A 19,803-nucleotide genomic window follows, 5' to 3' on the forward strand; every position below is an offset into this window, starting at 1 on the left:
GGAGTACATTCATTACAGCGATACAAGAACGGACGGAACGATCTGTCACGTTGCAGGGAGGCACAAAGATGGAGAGTTTTAAACGTAAATCACCAGAGGAAATATTGGATTCCATTAATAAACTGCATCGAGGCAGACTCAAAATATACATTGGAGCGGTCAGTGGATCGGGCAAAACGTATCATATGCTTCAGGAAGGACAATCGCTTCAGCATGAAGGTATCGACGTTGTGATTTGTGCAGTGTCGACCATGCAGCGGCGCGAGACGGTGGAGCAGGTGGGCACGCTGGAGCGGATACCCAGTATCCATTGGGTTCAGGATGGGATAGAGCAGAAGGATTTAAATCTAAAAGCACTGGAGGAACGCAATCCCGAGGTGGTGCTGGTGGATCATTTGGCACATCGCAACCGGGAAGGCGCCCCATTTCCAACCCGGCTGGAGGATATTCAATATCTGCTGGAGCTGGGGATTAGTGTCATTACGACGGTCAATGTCTATGAGCTGGAAGGAATTACGGAGTGGGTTTATCAGCTAACAGGAATAGAAGCGGAATATACAGTTCCTATCGATACGCTGGAGCTGGCGGATGAAATTCGTCTGATTGATGTCACACCCGAAACGATTTTGGAACGGCTGGCGAAAGGGTACATGCATGCGCCCAATCCTGAGATGTTTCATCGGGGGAATCTGGGTAAGCTGCGTGAGCTGGCTCTGCGATTGGTGGCGGAGGATGTGAACGATTCACTGGAACGGCACCGGGAGGAATTGGGTCTGCACGGGGCGTCAGGAGCCGCAGAGCGTATTTTGGTGCCTGTCCAGTATCACTGGAACGGGTCCATATATGTACGCAGGGGAGAGCAGGTCGCCAAGCGGCTGGGTGGAGATATGCTGGTGGCCTCCTTTGTCGATCCGAAGCGCAAGCTGTCCAAGGAATCGGCGGCCTTCAAGCGCTCGATTGAGCAACTGGTTGACAAGGTAGGGTCGGAATTTGAAGAAATCCCGCTCATTTCCCGCAGAAGATTGCCTCGGCAGCTTATCCATTATGCGGTGGCGCGCAATGTTACCCGGATCGTTATGGGACATTCCCGGCAGACCCGGTGGCAGGAACTGGTTAGAGGCTCGCTGGTGAACGGAATCTTTAAGCGAATGAAAAATATGGATCTGCTGCTTATTGCCGACCGCGCTGAGCAGGAGGGCGAACGTATTTTGCCGACGATGAGGCAGGAGGAAGGAGACAATGATCCGTATCATCGTCTGAGCGATGAAGAAGCGCAGGCTGAGGCTGCCAAAATCCGGCGCGGCAGGCTCAAGGTATATATTGGTGCTGCTCCCGGTGTCGGCAAGACGTACACGATGCTCAGAGAGGGAAATGATCTGCTGACAAGCGGGATTGATGTTGTTATCGGACTACTGGAAACGCATGGAAGGACGGAAACGCTGGCACAAGTAGGCTTGCTGGATACCGTTCCTCGTCAGACTATGGAGCGGCATGGCGTACATTTGGAGGAAATGGACACTGAAGCGATTCTCAGGCGCAATCCCGAGGTGGTCCTAATTGACGAACTGGCGCATACCAATGTTCCCGGCAGTTCAAGATCCAAGCGTTATGAGGATGTGCTGATGATTTTGGAACAAGGGATTTCTGTCATTTCCACAATGAATGTACAGCATCTGGAGAGCCTGAATGACGCGGTTGAGCAGATTACCGGGATTCGGGTGAGGGAGACTGTTCCCGACCATATGATGCGGCTGGCCGATGAGGTGCAGCTCATTGATGTGGCTCCCAAATCGTTGCAACAGCGTATGCGTGATGGCAAAATATACGATCCTGTCAAGGTGGAGCAGGCGCTTAGCCACTTTTTTAAATTAGGCAATCTGATTGCCTTGCGGGAGCTTGCTCTGCGGGAATTGGCAGATGACGTAGATGAACGGTTGGAATCCTGGGATCGACACGAATCGCTTAGAGGGCCGTGGCGTAGAGAGGAAGTAATCTTCGTAGGAGTGACGCTTAGTAACAATGCCGAAAGGCTGATTCGACGCGGCTTTCGTATTGCTTTTCGTTTGAAGGCGGTATGGATCGTGACCTATGTTCATGTCGGTATAAGCATACCGGAGAAGCTAAACTCCCGGCTGGAACAGTTGAAAATGCTAACCCACCGTCTGGGAGGAACCTTCGAAATCCGGCTTGTTTCCAGTCGGAGAGAGATTGCTGACATATTGATTGCTCCGGTGGAAGGATATACGGGTACGCAGTTAATTGTGGGGCAGTCCTCCAGAAGCAGTCGTTGGGGAATGGATGCGGTCGTCCCGCAAATTCTCCGTCAAGCGCGTCATATGGATGTTCTGATCGTGGCGGACTATGACCCGGACATCAAGTTGGAGGAAGAGGATTGAATCGCCTAATCCTTTTATAAATAGTCAGATGCTGGTTTCCGGTTGTTCAGTGCTTCCATAGTATATTCTATCTCAAAGAATTGGAGGCGAATTCGAATATGTTTAAACATCGTCCGCGTCATTGTCATTTTCCTAAGCCAAGAAAACGTTTCTTTAAGAAGATTTTCAAAACAACGGTGACTACAATTAAATTTGAACCTAAAGTTAAACGTCGTCATTTCACTCATGTGGAATGTGGCGTGCTGAAAGGCCATCACCATCACCACCGGAAACATCGTCATCATCGTCACCATGACTGTCACCGTTGTCACCACAAATTCTTCTAAGATTAAGGCAATGGAGGCGGGCTTGAATGCCCGCCTTTTGCTACATAAGGATTGTGAAGAAATTCTAACATAAAAAATGCTTGCTCTAAAATAGGCGCTGTGCTATTCTACCAGTAAATAGATTGCACGTGACGGAAGCACCGTTCACCAACCGTATGTATGTACGGTTTGATGAACGGTGCTTTTTTGCGTTGTTGTTTTGGGGGAGGGGATGAGCGTCATGATTCCGGTAAAAGTGGTTCTGGCTGTAGGTAGTCGGGATTATATCGAGCCACTGCTGAATTATGTACACGGAAGCGAGTACGCCAGAAGGCTGAGAGTAACGGCATTTTCGCAGCCGGAGGCATTTCGCCAATACATGATGGAAACGGCTGGAATGAAAAAGCCGGATGTTGTGGTGGGTGAAGCCGCTTTTTTGAGTCTGTGGACAGATCGGGAAGCTTCTGATATTCCTTGTCTGGTGCTACATGAGGGAGAACAGGTGAGCGAATACGGACAACCTTTATTAAAATATCAGCCCTTGTCTGAACTGGTGGGCTTTATTTTGGAAACGGTGAGACAGCGGACAAGTGGGCAGCAGAGCTTAAACAGCCGGGAAGGCGGAATGATTATTGGCATGGTTGCAGCCTCCGGCGGGCTGGGCAAGACAACGGCCGCACTCAATATATCCAAGCAGCTGGGAAATGAGGGGTATTCGGTTTTTTATTTGAATTTGGAAACGGTGGATTCAAGTTCGTTATTCACAGGTTCCGGCAGTTCTAGTGAAGGAGAAGGAGAGGGGCTGTCCAGACTGCTTTATGATCTCAAGGCGATGGGACATAACGGAAATCCCTTATCTGTCGCTTCGTATTGTGTGCGCCGTTCTGAAATTCAGGCCGACACCTTTCAACCTGTCGATAACCGCAAGGAACTGATAGACATGACCTGTGATGAAGCGGTAGAGCTGATTCGGACGATTGCCGAAAGTGGACAGTATGATGTCGTAATTGTAGATGGCGAGTCTGAAAATAGTGACCGGGCTCAAGCTGTGCTTAAAGCCAGTCATAGGCTGATTTGGCTGCTGGCTGACGATTTAATGAGCATGCACAAGTGCGGGCTATGGCTGGATGTTCTGGAAGCCACACAGCCGGAAGGACTTGAAGCCATGCTGACCAAAACCCGCTTTGTGGTGAACCGTTATATGGGAACTATGGTCAACTCGTTACCTCGGGATTTTATGGAGCTGAACGGGGCGCTGCCTTACATTCCTTCATGGAAGCAGATGCAGCATCGTGAGCTGCTGCTTAGTTCGCCGATTTATCAGCGGGAAATTCGCCAGCTGTGCCGCGAGCTGCTGAATGTGGAGACTGTAACACAGCCGCCCGCTGCTTGGTCTTAAAGGGGGCCGATGAACATGAATGAAGAACGGTTTCGTGCACTACGAGCGGATATCCGGGGAGGCCTGGACGTCACGTCCTCGGTAGGGGATGCAGAGTTAGTGCGGCATATTGAAAATCGAATTTTGCATGACACAGAGCTGGCAGGTTTGACCTCCAGAGAAAAGCATGCGCTGGTCCGTAAAATTTTTAATTCCTTCCGTGGGCTGGATGTGCTCCAGCCGTTGATCGATGATCCTACGGTTACGGAAATTATGATTAACAGTCATCGGGAAATTTTTGTGGAGCGGGCAGGTGAGGTGATCCAGGCACCCGATCAATTTGAATCCCGTGAGCGACTGGAGGATTTGATCCAGACGATTGTAGCCGGGGTGAACCGGATTGTGAATGAGTCTTCGCCGATTGTCGACGCCCGATTAAAGGATGGATCACGCGTAAATATTGTGCTACCGCCAGTAGCTCTCAAAGGGCCGACGATGACGATACGGAAGTTTCCCGAGCGTCCGATGACGATGGATGATTTGATACGAATGGGGGCGCTGGATGCAGAAGCCGCCCATATGCTCAAGGACTTGGTACGTAGCAAGTACAACATTTTTATAAGCGGGGGTACGGGTTCCGGTAAAACCACCTTTCTGAATGCATTATCCCAGTTTATCCCGCCGTCGGAACGGATTATTACGATTGAAGATTCGGCAGAGCTGCAAATTGTAACCGTCCCTAATCTGGTTTCCATGGAAACACGGAATGCCAACACCGAGGGCAAGGGCGAAATCACGATTCGTGATCTGATTCGTTCCTCCCTGCGTATGCGGCCCAATCGCATTGTGGTGGGTGAGGTCAGGGGGAGCGAGGCGTTGGATATGTTACAGGCGATGAACACAGGACATGATGGATCGTTATCGACGGGGCACGCGAATAATATTCGTGATATGGTCAGCAGATTGGAAACGATGGTACTGGGTGGGGCTGATCTTCCGCTTGGTGTGGTACGACAGCAGATCAGCTCGGCCATTGATATATTCGTGCATCTGTCACGATTGCGCGACAAATCCAGACGGGTGCTGGAAATTAGCGAGGTAACTGGCTTTGAAAATGGTGAAGTGATACTCAATCCGCTCTATCGTTTTCAGGAGCGGGGGGAAAGTAAAGGACGCATCGTCGGAAGGCTGGAGTGTTGCGGTGAAGGTCTGCAGCATACGTTGAAGCTGCAAATGGCCGGGATGAAGCCGGAAAGCTGGAGCAGGGGGAAGCGTCGGTATGAAGCCAGGAAAAGCGGCTGTGAAGTCGGGGCAAGCATCCCGTCAGGCTAATTCTCTGCCGGACTATACGGTATATACACTGTCACCTGTGCAAAAAAGCCTGTGTATCCTCTTTAGTGGCGTGCTATTCGCGATGATCGGCTATCTTTTTTATCATCAATGGATATTGTCGTTGCTGTGCGCTGCTGGAGCTTTAGTGACGCCACGTTATTTTCGTCAGCTTTTGCTGCAACGGCGCAGGTCGGCTCTAAGCATTCAATTCAAGCAGGCTTTATATTCGCTCTCGTCTTCCCTTTCGGCGGGAAGGTCGGTGGAGAACGGCTTTCGTGAAGCCGTGGAGGATTTAAGGCTACTTAGCCCGGAAGGAGATCATGATCTGATTTTTGAATTTAACATTATTACAGCCTATCTGGAAATTGGACAACCTGTGGAGACGGCTTTGCAGGATTTTGCTCATCGGGCGCAGATGGAGGATATTACGAATTTTGCGGACGTGTTTGCAGCTTGCAAACGAACCGGGGGTGATCTGGTGGAGGTCGTGCGACGGGCTTCAAGTGTTATAGGGGAGAAGCTGGAAATTCAGCAAGAGATCGGTGTGATGATCGCGCAGAAACGTTTTGAATCGAGAGTTATGTTTGCGGCGCCTTTTTTGTTTGTACTGTTTATGACCATGACTGCGGGAGATTACATGATGCCGTTATACAGCGGGACAGGTATGATTTTGTCTACCTTTTGCCTATTGGTGCTTGGTGGCTGTCTCGTGTGGATCAACCACATTATGAAGATTGAAGTGTAAGGAGAGATAGCGTGGTGATATTGGTTTGTCTGGTCATGCTGGTTCTGCAAGTGGGAGGTTGGGTGGTGCTGAACCGGATATATGGTGCTAAGTATGCGAGCTTTCGTCATATGAAGCTGGAAGGACTGCGGCTGCAAAGGCTCTCGGTTCCTTTCGTACACATGATCCATGCTTCACGTGCCGCCCAAAGACTGCCTTTACTGATGTTCAAGCTACAGCGCTCGGTACAAAAGCTGTACGGTATGCGCAACAGCGGGGAGAAAACGATGATTTTTTTAGCTGAGATGCTCTGCTACGGATACTTGATGGTCGCTGGTGGAGCTTTAATATCGCTCATGATGGGCGGGGATACGACCGGGCTGGTGCTCGGATTAGGGCTGGGTATTCTGGTGCCTATCGCGTTGGTCAAGGATTTGCACGGGAAGGTACAGAAGCGGGATCAGCAAATTTTAATGGAGTTACCTGAATTGCTGAGTAAAATCATGCTTTTGGTCGGTGCAGGCGAGACGGTACAGCGGGCATTGCTTCATTGCGTGGAGCGCAAAGGGGCGGATACGGTACATCCGTTGTATCGGGAGCTGCGTCAGACGGTGGGGGAATTGGAAAGTGGCTATTCCTTTCAACAGGCATTTGAGCATTTGAGCAAGCGCTGCGGCATTCAGGAAATGACGGTGTTTACGACAACGGTGTTGCTGAATATGAGACGCGGCGGAAGCGATTTTGTGATGGCTTTACGTGAGTTGTCCCAGACGTTATGGAGCAAGCGGACTTCGATTAGCCGCACAAGAGGAGAGCAGGCTTCATCTAAGCTGGTATTTCCGATGGCGCTGATTTTGCTAACGGTTATTGTGCTGGTGGGTGCTCCCGCTTTAATGATGATGAATATGTAGGAGGAATACAACGATGATGACATTAGTAACAGGCAGTATTCGTAAATTGTACAAGGATGAAGACGGTTTGGGTACGTTGGAAATGATTCTGATTATCGCGATTCTGATTGCGGTGGCGATTATTTTCAAGGATCAGATCAAGAAGATTGTAGAAGGTCTGTTGAAAAAAGCGGATAAAAAGAGCAACGACTTCATGGATTCATAATGCTGCGCAATTTGGCACACAAAGAAGAAGGGAGCTTCTCATTGGAAGCTTCCCTCGTCTTTCCCATACTGTTGCTGGTCATTTTTGTGATGTTATTTTTTTGCCTGTACATATATCAAAAATCCATCTTGGTGCAGGTCGCTTCTACTGCTTCGGAACGAGCCGCTTATAGCTGGGATAACAGCTTCAAGGAACCGCGTACAGGCGCATTTGCCCAAGGCCAACGGGATTCGCTTTATTGGCGTTTGAAGGATGATGTGATGCTGGGAGCTTTGTTTGGTTGGGCTGGAGCTAATAATCGGGCAAGTGTGCAGGTGCCCGGTGGCGGTGGGGGAGGCGATTTGCCTGCTCAGAAGCTGTCGAATGCCGAGAGAGGCATGCCTGCCGGTATGCAAGGACAGATGACGTATGAGAACAGCCTGATCAGCCGCAAGGTGACGACGGAGCTGAATAAAATAGTGAAAGTGCCTTTGCTGAATCAGTTTCTGGATCAGACGGATTTGCAGGGGACCATGAGCTCAGGGGTAGTGGAGCCTGTGGAATGGATTCGCACGGTGGAGCTGACTCGATATTATGGAGCAAAGTTTATGGGCAGAGGATCAGGGGAAAAGGTAAACCCGGCAGTTGCAGGACAAGTATTGACGCAATATGGACAGAACGGTCAGTAAGAAGCGGGGAACGCGAATGGACTGGAAAGGAGGAAGCGGGTGTTTGGAAGAGGACGTAATGCAAAGGATGGAGAGTCAGGTGCCGTCACGGTTTTTTTGATTCTGATTTTGGCGGTCATGTTCGGCTTCATTGCTGTTTTTATTGATTATGCACGAATTGCTGCGCTACATGTGCAAACCGAACGGTTGACCCATGCGGCGGTTCGTTCAGTCATGTCTGCCTATGATCCAACATTGCAACAGGATTACGGTCTGTTTGCTTATGGTGAGAGCAGCGGAGAACAAATTATGGTCAAAGTGCTGAATGACAGCGCCAAGCGTACGTCGCGGGCAGACACACTGCCGCTTATGAATATGAAGCTGGAGTCAAGCTCTTTGCATATGGAAAGAGAGCTTGGTAAATATGCCATATTTAATGAGCAGATTCGAGAAGAAATGAAGTATAAAGCGCCTGTCGATTTTACAGTGGAAGTGCTGGAAAAGCTGAAGCCGCTCTCTCAGAACATGAAAGAGGCCTCGCATACGGTTGATTTGCTGAAACGGCTGCAAAAGCTGTATGACAAACGTGAGGCCAAGCTGGATGACATGCTGGAAAAGCAGCGTGAGGCAGGAGCTTATATGGAAGAGGTTCGCAAACGGATTATTAAACAGAGGGGTGCGTATATCCCCAATCAGTATATTTGGGATTCGCTTGAGGTTGTAGCCGATATTGCCGCCCAATATAAGCATTACGTGCATGTGTATGAGGATAATAAAAAGAGTGTAGACGACGTTAAAATCATGCAGATCGAGAAATATGCGAGCAGGGCGAGATTGGCACTTGATCGTCTGGGCCAAGCCATGACCAAGGTAGGAAAAGAGCATGATGAGCTGCTTGTAGAGGCTAAGGAGCCGCTGAATGAAGCCAGGCAAATTAACGAAGAGATGCGTCAAGTCATTGCTCAATATAAACAGAGAGCTGCCAATGCAGGGTATGATGAGGTTTCCGCAGCCCCTACTCCGAGTGGAGGCAGCTCCAGTGCTGATCCGTCTGTAGGAAGCGCAAGGCAGAAGGCCGACGATTTATTGATTCCAGATAAGGAATTTGATCAGATGGAAGCGACTATAGAAAAGCAGCGAACGGCTATTCATACGGTTAACAACAGATTAACGAGTGTGATCCGCACATTATCCTTTTATACAGATCCGAATTTCAATACAGATATGTTCAGACAAGAAGTGATCTCAACGCTCAAGGAAATGGATCAATACTTGAATGCGTATGCCTGGTCGGGACCTTCTAATGTACTCGATGATGAAGCCAGAGCAATGGACACGCGACGCGGACCTGATAAAGAACGCAAAAAAATGGAAAAAGAGGCGAAGAACAAGCTCAAGCAAGCCTATCGGATCATTGAAATGCTTTCAAAAGGTACGCAAGGTGCCGGACAATTTCAAAAGTTGGAGCAGTATTACGATGAAAGTATTTCTTTTAACCAGTCTGCATCCAGCCCGTCTGTATCGGCTGATTTGTCCTATGACACCTATGATGCGGCAGGAGCTTCCATGGACAGTATGGATGGTCTATACGGGGCAGCATCCGGCTTGCTGACGCAAATGGGTGATGAATTTTTCCAGAATGAATATGCGCTCTCATACTTTAATCACGTGGATTTTAGTCGATTTGGCAGTTTAGCCGGATCAGGCAGAAGTGTGGGAAACGCAGCGCAAATTTTGGGAGACCAACTGGAGTTGAATAATCAGGAGGTCGAGTACATTCTGTACGGTTTCCATAATCCGACCGGAAACCTGGCCTCCGCTTATGGCGAGATTTTTGCCATGAGGCTGGCCATTCGTACGATGGAGGGATTGGTCAAAAATAGCTCCAAAGGCAATCCGTTGGTCGTTTTGGCGGCAGCTCTTCTATATGGGGTAGAGAAGGCGATTGAAGATATGATTATGCTGGCCCAGAAGGGGTATGTGCCTTTGTCTGATTTTCTTAAATTTCGAATGACGTACAAGGATCATTTGCGATTGTTCTTGATGCTCCATAGCAATAATGAACGCAAAATGTCCCGCATGCTGGCCCTGATTCGCCTGAATACTGATGTCAATCCTGCTGAACGGCAAACGTATGCAAGGGGAGAGGTTAAGAACGGGATGAGGCTGTTGTTTTTACCTGGGGTGATGAAGATGCTGGGCACTGCCTCAGAGGAAGGCGAAAGCATTAAGGGAAGTGTGTACTATGTTACTAAAACAGCCCATTTTTCTTATTAATCGGTATTTACAGCGGATTGGGGGACGGAGTTGCCGTGAACAAGGAAGTATCGTTTTAGAGGCGTCGCTGGTGTTGCCGTTGTTTCTGTTTTTTATTATTTTTCTGATTTATATGGTACAGATGACGCTGGTATCTACGGCCTTGCAGACCACCGCTTCAGAAGCGGTTAAACAGGTTTCGGCTAAAATCTATCCGGTGTCTCTGGCTGTGGATGCGGCATCTGCGAAAATAGATGCAGTTCGCCAACCGCTGGATGAGCTGCCCAAGTTATCTGTGAGTGAATATGCAAGCCAATTCGCTGCCCAACTGCCACCTCCCATCGGTGATTGGGTAGAAAGCGCTGTGCAGGGGGGCAAAAAGCCCATGGAAGAGTTACGAGGACGCTTGACGGAAGCCGTACTTGATCCTGCTCTAAAGCCGCTCTTAAAGCCTTTTATAGAGGATAGCATTCTGGAGTACGACCGTATACACGTAACGAGCGTGCATGTGCCGTCTCTTACGGGAACTAAGGACCCTTATTTTAGGGTTGAGCTGTCTTACGAGCTGCCGATGAAGGTTCCTTTTCTGTATCGTAGTATTGTGCTCCAAGCGGCGGCAGAGGAACGTCTTTGGATCGGTGATACGGGAGAGGGAGCAGGTACAGGAGATGCTACAGCGGCTAAGGATGCGCAGGGTTCCATACAACTGCTTGCCAAGCCTGAGCCTGCTGTGAAGGGTATATACAATTTGATCAAGGCCAAGGTGGAACCTGGAACGTCTGCTAATCTTTCTGTACTTTATAAGTCGGGTCAAAGCACGGCTCAACACTTGGGCTGGACCTCTGCCGATGCGGACGGGATTATTGAATGGAACTGGTTTGTAGGTACAAATACGACACCCGGTCAATGGAGCTTTGTGATCGAAACGGAGGATGGACAACGTATCGAGGTTCCATTTTCGGTGGAGAAGACGGCGGACGGATAGAGGAACACAGATGGTTCGCCATAGCACGGATATATGGGAACGATGCGAATAGGTAGAGAAAATAACGACGGAAAAGGTTTGAAACGCTTCGTGCTTATCATTAAGGGGGGAATTGCATTGACGTGGATGTATATCGTATGTGGTGTTTTGCTGGCGATTGCACTGGTCACGGATTTACGTAGTATGAAAATTCCTAACAAGCTTACGCTGCCCGGCATGGCGATGGGCTTGCTGTTTAATACGGTGTTTGGGGGCTGGCATGGATTTTTATTTGCAGCAGCTGGATTGGGGACGGGATTCGGCTTCATGTTGATTCTGTACTGGATGGGAGCTGTCGGTGCAGGCGATGTGAAGCTGTTTGGCTTGATCGGAGCATGGACGGGGGCTGCTTTTGCATGGCAGTCGGCTCTCTATTCGATTTTTTTCGCGGGTATTATTGGTTTGGTGATCCTGCTGTGGAGACGGGAAACCATGATGAGATTGCGGCGTGTGGCTTTTAATCTGGGAGGATTCTTTCTGTTTCGCAGCGGCAAGGCGCTGACGAACGGGAGGGAGGCACACCTCAGGTTTCCTTTTATGACCGCTGTCATTCCGGGAGCGATCAGCGCTTATCTTTACTTTTTGCCATAACAGGTTCGGTTAGGTAGATAGCATGGTACTCACGGAGATCGGGAAAATGCTAAGGAGGTCATGATTTGTTTGGTTTAAGCAGGGATTTTGCCCGCAACGGCGGGACATTTATGATTTTAAACAAGGAAGGCGGGCTTAAGACCGATGATTTAAATTCCGTGCAAACCGGAATGATGACTGGCAATCGGATTCCCGGTCTTCTGGAGCTGAGAATCAAGGAAGTCGATTTTCAGGTGGAGCTGCACTACGATATTTCGGGTCAACGTATGCTGTCCCAGGTATGGAAGGGAGGGGGAGTGTCGACTTCCGATTTCTATCGTATTCTTTTTGCAGTAGTGGATGCTCTCCATCGTAGTCCGCAGTATATGCTGGATATGCGCCAATTTATTTTACACGAAGATTATATTTTTATGAGCGGTTCAGGTTCAAGGGAAAACGTCAGTTTAACCTATGTCCCTTTGCAGGGTGTATTGTATGAAGGACAGGCTGGGAGCCAATTTAAGCAATTGGTTATTCGCTTGATGACACGTGTGGTTCATTTTCAAGGGGCCCATATGCAGTATATATTTGAATTATGTGATAGGGATGAATTTGATCCGAGAGCGTTGAAGGAACTGCTGTTGCAAGGGATGGCGGTCGGCACTGACAGTGTTAGCGTTCAAGGTGAAGATGGAGAAGGACGCAGCAGAGATACCCATGTTCAAATGGGAGTTCAAGGAGAGCGTGATGGATTGCATTCAACAGCAAACGGAAAATCTTTTCCGTTTGCTAATCAATCCTTATCCGGTCATTCGTCAACGCGTGATCATTCAGCGAGTCAAGAAGGATATGGGCAAGGAGAGGAATACAAATTTTTCGCCTCAAGGGATCCGAGAATCGGGAAAAAAATGCATGAGGATCAGGATACACTACAGGAGATCCAGGAGCTTAAACGGATCAATCGGCTCAAGCCGTCCGTGAAGCCCCAGGAGAATGATGAGGCAGATGTAGAAATAGAAGAAACGGAGCCTGCATTGCAGAAATACAAAACGTATATTGCTTTAGGCTGTCTTCTAGCTTCAGCCATCGTGTGGCGCTATATTTATCTGGACCATCCAGATACGGTGCCGCTGGCTATTTCCGTTGTGCTGACCTTGGTGCTCGTAGCCGTTGCTTATATGAGCTGGACAGGAAAATGGGGACGCAAGGATGCTTCGTCTCATACTTATGCTGATTCAGTCCCTATGCTGGATTCGGAATGGCTTGGCGCAGCTTCTCCTGCACAACGGAAAAATGACCGTTATCAGGTTGACAAGCTAACCGGATTCGTAGCAGGACGTCAGAATAAGGATAAGCACTCTTCCGATTCAGGTAATCAAGGACAGGAAAGCTGGCGCTGGTCTTTTCCTGACCCGGAGTCTGAAAATGTGGGTAGCCGGGATACGGGACAAGGAGATAAAGCTTCTGCACGTCACGACTTGCACGAGCCACAGGGGATAGGTGCGGCTCGAAGAAATGATTTGGAAGCCAGTGATACCAGCGAGGCATATTATAAGTCCTTGTCTGGTGTGACGGAGCTGTTAAATGCTACATCAAGGCAGGAAACCGTGCTGCTTCGTGCAGATCAGGCAGTACATATTCCACACCTTCAACAATCACCGATTGCTTGTCTGGAGCGCAAGCCACCAGGAAGTGGAGCGGACGAGCGCATTCGATTGCAGCCGGATCAATTTGTTGCAGGCAGTTTCTTCATCGGAAGAGACCCGCAATTGGTCCAGTTTGTAGAACATACGGAGGGAGCGTCCCGTTCTCATATTGAGCTTTGTATAGATGCAGAAGGACAAGGTCACATCGTCAAGGATTTGTCTTCGACGAACGGAACCGTTCTGAACGGAGAGCCAATGGTGCCTTACAAGGAGTATGCTATGAAGGACGGAGACACTTTTAAAATAGCCGGAGTATCCTATACTTATCGACTGGAATCTTTTAAATCTTCCTCCAACGCTTCTTGAGTGAAGGGTAGTTTGATACGTATAAAGAAGAAGCCCGATTAATGCTACGGGCTTCTTTTGTATTTTAATAGAAAGGAGGTTTATTCAGTTTCTTCCACTTGAACAACGTCAAATAATTCCCCTAAAGTAATTCCTAAATATCCACAAATATTGGCTAGCAATGAGGTTGAAAGACGTGAATTATCCAGACCTTGATTGTTTACTAGCTTATAGATCGTTCCGATTCTCTCTCCTGTATCTTTTGATAGCTTATAAGGTGTAATGTTTTTTTCTTTAAGAATTCTCTCCAAGTTACAGGTTAATTCGAATTTAATCTTCATGACAATGGATAGCCTCCAAGAACATATTGAATTATTATTGATAACAGATGTATATAGTCTTATATTGTTTATATAATCAACAAATGTTCATGTTCATTAAATGATTATATCATTTTAGTAAAGGGATGTACAACATACCCTTAGCTTTGCTATGGACATTTTACCAAAAAGTGGAGTTATTATAGGCAAAATCTTGAGGCTGTACGTGAATCTGATGTTTTGATTATCACGCATTCACGCTATAAAAAGTTGTGCGAAGACGATGAACTAAGGCGATGGTTCACAAAGGGTAGAATATTAAAATTTAATCCATTTATACCAAAAAAATCATTGGAAACAATTGACTTTTTCCAACCATATACCGATAATATTAACAAGGGGTTATTGCTGTTCTACTAGAAAACGTCATCCTTTTTGGAAATAGGTCTTTATGCTCGGATAGCAATTCATACCACCTTAATAATATTTTTTGGAGGTAAAAAAGTATGAGCATGAAAAAACGTTTAGGTGCAATGTTACTGGCGGTATCCATGAGTGCCGCAATGTCCGTGACTGCATTTGCAGCGGAGCCGAATGTTAAGGTATCCACCAATGTGGCTGGTGAAACTGTCTATACACAGACAGTGGATGTACAGTTAAGTGCCGCTCCCAATGCTTCCAGCAGCAGTAGAACAGTGAGCGCAGGCAAAAGCCTAGGGTTGGCATTAGCCCCCGGCAAAAGCGGTTTTTCCGATCAGGTTAGCTTCCGGTTTACGTCATTGCCTCTTAATGCCAAGGTAAAGTCGATTGAGATTGACCCAGGAAGAGGAATTATCAACAACAACAATAGAAATATGCTGGGGACGGTTGTTTTTTCTAATTTGAATGTATCCTCTCCTAGCGGCAAATCTGCTACTATCGCATGGAAGCCCAGTGGAATGACTGAGAGAGCAAGTTTTCTAGATCAGGAAGCACGTGGTACATGGACAGCACAGGTCTTTGGAACAAACATTGCAAGTTCTACCGGAGATAGATGGTTCGGCAGCCTTTCTTATAAATCTGTTGAAATGACTATTTCCTACGTTTTGGAATAATCCGTTAGGCTAGGGCGGGGTAATCTCTTTGGATTGCCCCGCTTCATTTTTTCTGTCATTCATCTTTACTTTTCCCAAAAAACTGACAATGAATTGTGGTGTACGAAAACATATATTTCCTCATTACAGAATTAGGAGGTAAAGCAATGAACATTTCACGTATGCCGACATTTACAAGCAGTTACGGCCGGTTGCAAAACACTGATATGGGAAAAGACGAAATCAAAAAGACGGATAAAAGTTCCAACGCAGAGAGCAGCACGGCCACATCATCAAGGATTTGTCCTCGACGAACGGAACTGTTCTGAATGGAGAGGCGATGGTGCCATACAAGAAGTTCATCCCGAATGCTGGAGACACTTTTAAGATTGCCGGAGTGTCCTACGCTTATAGACTGGACTCTTTTAAATCTTCCGCCAACGCCTCTTGAGTGAAATAGTTTGATATGTATAAAGAAGAAGCCTATTAATGTTATGGGCTTCTTTTTGACGTTTAATTTGGGGGTAGCTATTGAGTACTTTGATTCAATTTATCATCTGGAGTATGTTCAATGACATCTGTCAAATTACATTCTAGCTTGTTACATATATCGTCGATAATTTTCATAGCTATGTACTCGTTACGCCACATTTTAGCGGCAGTTGACGGGGAGATATTCATTAGTTTTATAAACTCCATTTTAGAGATTTTCTTTTTAATCAAAGTTATTTGTAATGGTTCAAAACTAATCATTTATCATTCTCCTTCTTTAATACCAGATGACATAGAAAATATGATTTAATTCCAATAAGTCGGAAATAATTACGTTAAAACAGTTGAATAATGAAAGGGTTGATGATATCGTTTATAACAAGTCGTAAATATTTACGACAAAGTGAAAAAAATCTAAAAAGGAACTGATGAAACAAAGCTAAGCTATATCATATCATCCTAAAAAAATGATGTACAACACCCTTAGCTTTGCTATGGACATTTTACCAAAATAGAACTGGAGATGACACCTATGATTTTAAAAGAAAAGTTCAATAAACAAGATATTAAAAACATTGTTCGTATGAAAAAGGTCTGGGGACAGGAAGTAGGCAACGGAGAAACAGAGTTGTACTATTATCACATTATTGACGTGCTTAATCGAAAATGGCAAACGATTGGCTATAACGTTTCCGATGCTATTCGAGTATTTCAAAATGGAAGCGACGATAAATGGATGTATATTATAGAGCAAGCCCCATTTAATCCTGATCTCACTACTAATGATCTAATTAATATGCTTGGTATTACTTCTGATGCTTCGCGTACTCGAAATGCTATACAAATTATACTGAATACGGTTGAAAGACGAAATGCTTTTGTTAATCGAATTACTAATGTGAATGAGGAAGTGTACTTTTTCTCCTAGAAGTGATGCAAGAGCAATATCTTACGTATAATCAACTTTTAGACGAAGAGTTTATGAAACTGTACACTGCAAATCCAGTGAATGCCTTAGCTTTATATTTCCTTGAACCCGTTGACATCATTGCGTTTTGGGAGTGGGAAGCTGCTGGTGGTACGTGTGAAAAAGCCATTCAATACAAACTTGAAAAACCTTTGATGACTTTGATTCAGGCGATAGAACGTGCTGAGGATGAAACAAGAGGTTTGGCATCTGGATATTAACCTCTCTATAACCTACATAAAGGGAAAATACATCCGACTACCCAAAATATAAATAGCTTTAAACCTGTAATCAACAACCCCTCTATTCCGTAAAGGAGCTTATCTATGTACAAAACCGGAAAACTCATTGACGGTAAACTTTTTTCTCAAGACTTGGGACGATAAATGGATTAGCCTTCGATTGCTCATTCTTCTTGTGAAAAGAACGTGTGAATGACTATTTGCGATACTCAGGGCTAAGTCTTTTGATACAGGTATAAAGAAACACTCTTTCTTATAACAATTTAGGAGATAAGGCTGTTTTCCATAAATTTGAATAATGCTATCATGTCATAATGAACTTGAACCGAGGTAAATTATGACAACCATTAAAGTGACTCCTGAACAACTTATAACCGTCTCCAAGCAATTTGACCTTGCACAGAAAACAGCGATTCAGATGAATAGTCAATTGATGCAGCAAATTTCTTTTATGCAGCAATCATGGGATGGTACAACTAAACAACAATTTTATAGTCAATTTCAAGTCTCTCAGAAGAATATGACTGACTTTGTTACCCTGACGGATTCTATTGCGAGGGAGCTACGTCACCATGCAGACAAATTCAGATTAGCTGATCTGATGAAAGCAGGTTACATTGACGCAAGTTGTTTACCACCTCCACCTAATGCATGTGCTGTTCCTCCTCCAGATACACGAAATGCGTTTCAGAAATCGGCAGATAGTTTATTGGAGCTTGGTCAAGATTTCTTGAACGCTGCTGAGGAAAGGTATGAAAAACGCTATGATTCAGTAGGAGGATTTTTAGACTATTGGACATTTGGTATTCCGAAAGGTCTGTATCAAGGATATGCGGAGCGAGCATCCAAGCAGTTTGATTCAGCAAATGATTTTTTTAACTTCTGGACTTTTGGTGTACATGGAACGATCAGAGAAGCTACAATGCCTACAAATGCTTGGTCAAAGGAACATTGGGCCAATATGATTAGTACAGCAGCAATATTTGGAGGAGTTAGCTCAGTAATTAAGCCTAAAGTTGGTTTGGGATCGTCAATAGAATATGAGGTGAAATCTGGGACTATTGTTGAAGCCGAAGGGACTTCAAAACGTTTATCTGATAATATGTTAGGTAAAAATGATGCTGACCCATTTAGGGATATTTATGGTCCGGGAAGACTTTCTCACCCAGAAGAGTGGAGTAACATTATTAAAAACACACAAGAAGCGGGCGTTGAAGTTAGGATTTTGGATAGAGATATTATGGCGTATGCTCCCAAAGGATCAGGGAAGCCTGGTCAGCTGAATATATATGAGGATGCTTCAATTAGTGCATTGCGACATGAGTATCAACATTTCCTTGATGATAAGGCTAAAGGATTTCCAAGTTTGGATGTAACATATGAATTCAAAAATAGAATTATCATGGAGCTTAGGGCTTATATGGTGGAAATAAAAGAAGCAGAGAGAATTATTGTATAATGAATCTACTTACTTTATCAAAAGAAATACGAGAGGGAAAGATAAGTGACGATAAATTGGTGGAGTGTCTGGATATTCATCATAACCAGGTTATGATGAATGCTATGAGTCAGATAGCAAAAAAGAAGCTCTGCAACGAAAAAATTATCGAAAAATTGAAGCATATTAGCCAGTTCAGAGATCCTAAGGTAAATAAGCTATTTGGTATTGATACTCTTGGACACTACAGTATTGCTGTACTTCGAGTATTGAACACCTCTGAATCTATAAAACAATATGATCTTTTAATGGCTGAACTAGATGATTTTGATAAGGAAATAGTTGAGAGGATAGCTGAAGGGATAGGCTAAAATGAAAATAGATTATCTAAAAAAGGAACTCTGAGCTGGTGAGATGCCGCCACATAGAGTTCCTCTTTTTAAAATCAATTCAATGCTGCTTATGAGGAGAATATAATTCCTCCAGTGCTTCCTTCAGTGAAGGATATTTAAACTGAAATCCGTGCTCCAGCGCCTTGCGCGGGATTACTTTTTGACCATCCAATACGAGGGTACTCATCTCACCGACTAGCTTTTGTACGAGAACGCCGGGAACGGGAAACCAGTGTGGACGGTGGTATACCTCAGCCACGGTTCTACCAAACTGGTCGTTCGTCAACGGATGTGGTGATGAAGCGTTCACAGCCCCAGTGATATCCGGCGTATGGATGCAGTGGGTGATCAGGCGGACGATATCCTTAATATGAATCCAACTCATCCATTGATGGCCGCTGCCTATTTTTCCGCCGAATCCAAAGCTGTAAGGCAGCTTCATCAGTGGAAATGCACCGCGTTTGCTGTCCAGTACGAGACTAATGCGCAGCTTGATTAACCGGGTATCGGAAGGGTAGGCGTTGGCGGCTTCCTCCCACTGCTCGACCACTTGAGACAGAAAGTCTTCCGAACGGCGCGGGCTGGTTTCATCGAACGTTTCAGTAAGAGATGTGCCGTAGGCGGCGACAGCCGAAGCCTGAATGATAACTTCCGGCTTTTTTTGCAGAGCATTTAGTGCTTGGGCCAATTTGGCAACAGACAGCAGGCGTGATTGGAGAATTTTTTGTTTGGACTTATCCGTCCAGCGCTGATTCAGCGTTTCGCCTGCCAAATTAACGGCCACATCTGTGCCCTCTAATGCTTCCGGCTTTTGTTTCAGTTCGTTCCAGCTCATATATTGCAAGCGTGGGCTCGCTTCGTGACCTACCATGGGTTTACGGGTGATTACCTTCACCGTATGCCCGTCGTTGAGCAAGCTTTTGGTCAGCGCACACCCTACTAATCCAGTACCTCCGCATATGACGATGTTCATGGAGTTTGACTCTCCTTCCGATTCGCAAAAAAATATGTATGTTATAGAATATAACCCTTTTCAAGAAAAAAACCTCATTCGAATGTATCTGTATACGCTAAAGGATGTCAATCCATGCTTTCATTTACCTCGTTTCCCTTCGTGTAATCCTGATTTGTGTGTGCACT

Annotated in this window: 19 protein-coding genes and 1 pseudogene; 17 read left to right on the forward strand and 3 right to left on the reverse strand. The window is 46.0% G+C overall.

What is annotated here, in order from left to right; genetic code table 11:
* The first annotated feature begins 68 nt into the window (after window positions 1-68).
* From QMK20_RS06550 to QMK20_RS06600, 11 genes are all read left to right on the forward strand, one after another.
* A complete protein-coding gene (locus QMK20_RS06550; protein WP_283655079.1) occupies window positions 69-2,396 on the forward strand; it encodes a histidine kinase in 2,328 nt (775 codons plus the stop codon).
* A gap of 546 nt (window positions 2,397-2,942) precedes the next feature.
* Window positions 2,943-4,100: a P-loop NTPase family protein gene (locus QMK20_RS06555; RefSeq protein WP_283655080.1), complete on the forward strand. Its 1,158-nt coding sequence runs from the start codon at window positions 2,943-2,945 to the stop codon at window positions 4,098-4,100.
* A gap of 15 nt (window positions 4,101-4,115) precedes the next feature.
* Window positions 4,116-5,411, forward strand: a complete 1,296-nt coding sequence (locus tag QMK20_RS06560; protein WP_283655081.1) for a TadA family conjugal transfer-associated ATPase — start codon at window positions 4,116-4,118, stop codon at window positions 5,409-5,411.
* Complete coding sequence (locus QMK20_RS06565) at window positions 5,359-6,156, forward strand: type II secretion system F family protein (protein WP_283655082.1); 798 nt, start codon at window positions 5,359-5,361, stop codon at window positions 6,154-6,156. Before QMK20_RS06560 ends, QMK20_RS06565 begins: the two co-directional genes overlap by 53 nt.
* 11 nt (window positions 6,157-6,167) lie before the next feature.
* A complete protein-coding gene (locus tag QMK20_RS06570; RefSeq protein WP_283655083.1) occupies window positions 6,168-7,046 on the forward strand; it encodes a type II secretion system F family protein in 879 nt (292 codons plus the stop codon).
* Window positions 7,047-7,059: 13 nt separating this feature from the next.
* Window positions 7,060-7,251 (forward strand): Flp1 family type IVb pilin, encoded by a 192-nt coding sequence (locus QMK20_RS06575; protein ID WP_013309278.1) that lies wholly within the window; start codon window positions 7,060-7,062, stop codon window positions 7,249-7,251.
* Window positions 7,251-7,919, forward strand: coding sequence for a TadE family protein (locus tag QMK20_RS06580; protein ID WP_283655084.1), 669 nt, complete (start codon window positions 7,251-7,253; stop codon window positions 7,917-7,919). Before QMK20_RS06575 ends, QMK20_RS06580 begins: the two co-directional genes overlap by 1 nt.
* 39 nt (window positions 7,920-7,958) lie before the next feature.
* A complete protein-coding gene (locus QMK20_RS06585) occupies window positions 7,959-10,175 on the forward strand; it encodes a hypothetical protein (protein ID WP_283655085.1) in 2,217 nt (738 codons plus the stop codon).
* Window positions 10,144-11,139, forward strand: a complete 996-nt coding sequence (locus tag QMK20_RS06590; protein WP_283655086.1) for a TadE/TadG family type IV pilus assembly protein — start codon at window positions 10,144-10,146, stop codon at window positions 11,137-11,139. The genes QMK20_RS06585 and QMK20_RS06590 overlap by 32 nt, the downstream gene beginning before the upstream one ends.
* Window positions 11,140-11,256: 117 nt before the next feature.
* Complete coding sequence (locus QMK20_RS06595) at window positions 11,257-11,769, forward strand: A24 family peptidase (protein ID WP_283655087.1); 513 nt, start codon at window positions 11,257-11,259, stop codon at window positions 11,767-11,769.
* A 65-nt stretch (window positions 11,770-11,834) separates the two neighbouring features.
* The gene (locus tag QMK20_RS06600) at window positions 11,835-13,760 is read left to right on the forward strand and encodes a DUF6382 domain-containing protein (RefSeq protein ID WP_283655088.1); all 1,926 of its coding nucleotides are present in this window, start codon (window positions 11,835-11,837) and stop codon (window positions 13,758-13,760) included.
* Between the two features lie 80 nt (window positions 13,761-13,840).
* Here the strand turns inward: QMK20_RS06600 and QMK20_RS06605 are convergent, their stop codons facing one another.
* Entirely contained in the window at window positions 13,841-14,080 is a 240-nt protein-coding gene (locus QMK20_RS06605) for a helix-turn-helix domain-containing protein (protein WP_283655089.1), read from the reverse strand.
* Window positions 14,081-14,565: 485 nt separating this feature from the next.
* Between QMK20_RS06605 and QMK20_RS06610 the strand changes: the two genes are divergently transcribed.
* Together QMK20_RS06610 and QMK20_RS27570 are read left to right on the forward strand one after the other, a co-directional pair.
* Window positions 14,566-15,153 carry a hypothetical protein gene (locus tag QMK20_RS06610; protein WP_283655090.1) on the forward strand — a complete coding sequence of 196 codons (588 nt, stop codon included), beginning with the start codon at window positions 14,566-14,568 and terminating at the stop codon, window positions 15,151-15,153.
* Window positions 15,154-15,409: 256 nt separating this feature from the next.
* Window positions 15,410-15,583: pseudogene (locus tag QMK20_RS27570) on the forward strand (FHA domain-containing protein); the annotation flags it as partial.
* Window positions 15,584-15,660: 77 nt separating this feature from the next.
* Here QMK20_RS27570 and QMK20_RS06615 read toward each other — a convergent pair.
* Window positions 15,661-15,885: a helix-turn-helix domain-containing protein gene (locus QMK20_RS06615; protein ID WP_283655091.1), complete on the reverse strand. Its 225-nt coding sequence runs from the start codon at window positions 15,883-15,885 to the stop codon at window positions 15,661-15,663.
* A gap of 271 nt (window positions 15,886-16,156) precedes the next feature.
* On the opposite strand from QMK20_RS06615, the gene QMK20_RS06620 reads away from it, so the two are divergent.
* The 4 genes from QMK20_RS06620 to QMK20_RS06635 all read left to right on the forward strand — a co-directional run bounded on the left by QMK20_RS06620 (window position 16,157) and on the right by QMK20_RS06635 (window position 18,642).
* Window positions 16,157-16,552: a hypothetical protein gene (locus QMK20_RS06620; protein ID WP_283655092.1), complete on the forward strand. Its 396-nt coding sequence runs from the start codon at window positions 16,157-16,159 to the stop codon at window positions 16,550-16,552.
* A 5-nt stretch (window positions 16,553-16,557) separates the two neighbouring features.
* Window positions 16,558-16,812: a hypothetical protein gene (locus QMK20_RS06625; RefSeq protein WP_283655093.1), complete on the forward strand. Its 255-nt coding sequence runs from the start codon at window positions 16,558-16,560 to the stop codon at window positions 16,810-16,812.
* Between the two features lie 358 nt (window positions 16,813-17,170).
* Window positions 17,171-18,292 (forward strand): WXG100 family type VII secretion target, encoded by a 1,122-nt coding sequence (locus QMK20_RS06630; protein ID WP_283655094.1) that lies wholly within the window; start codon window positions 17,171-17,173, stop codon window positions 18,290-18,292.
* Window positions 18,292-18,642, forward strand: coding sequence for a hypothetical protein (locus QMK20_RS06635; RefSeq protein ID WP_094155898.1), 351 nt, complete (start codon window positions 18,292-18,294; stop codon window positions 18,640-18,642). Before QMK20_RS06630 ends, QMK20_RS06635 begins: the two co-directional genes overlap by 1 nt.
* 79 nt (window positions 18,643-18,721) lie before the next feature.
* On the opposite strand, the gene QMK20_RS06640 is transcribed toward QMK20_RS06635, so the two are convergent.
* Window positions 18,722-19,636 carry a TIGR01777 family oxidoreductase gene (locus QMK20_RS06640; protein ID WP_283655095.1) on the reverse strand — a complete coding sequence of 305 codons (915 nt, stop codon included), beginning with the start codon at window positions 19,634-19,636 and terminating at the stop codon, window positions 18,722-18,724.
* Window positions 19,637-19,803 lie beyond the last annotated feature (167 nt).

This window comes from Paenibacillus sp. RC334 (genome assembly GCF_030034735.1).
In the GTDB taxonomy this organism is placed as follows: Bacteria; Bacillota; Bacilli; order Paenibacillales; family Paenibacillaceae; genus Paenibacillus; species Paenibacillus terrae_A.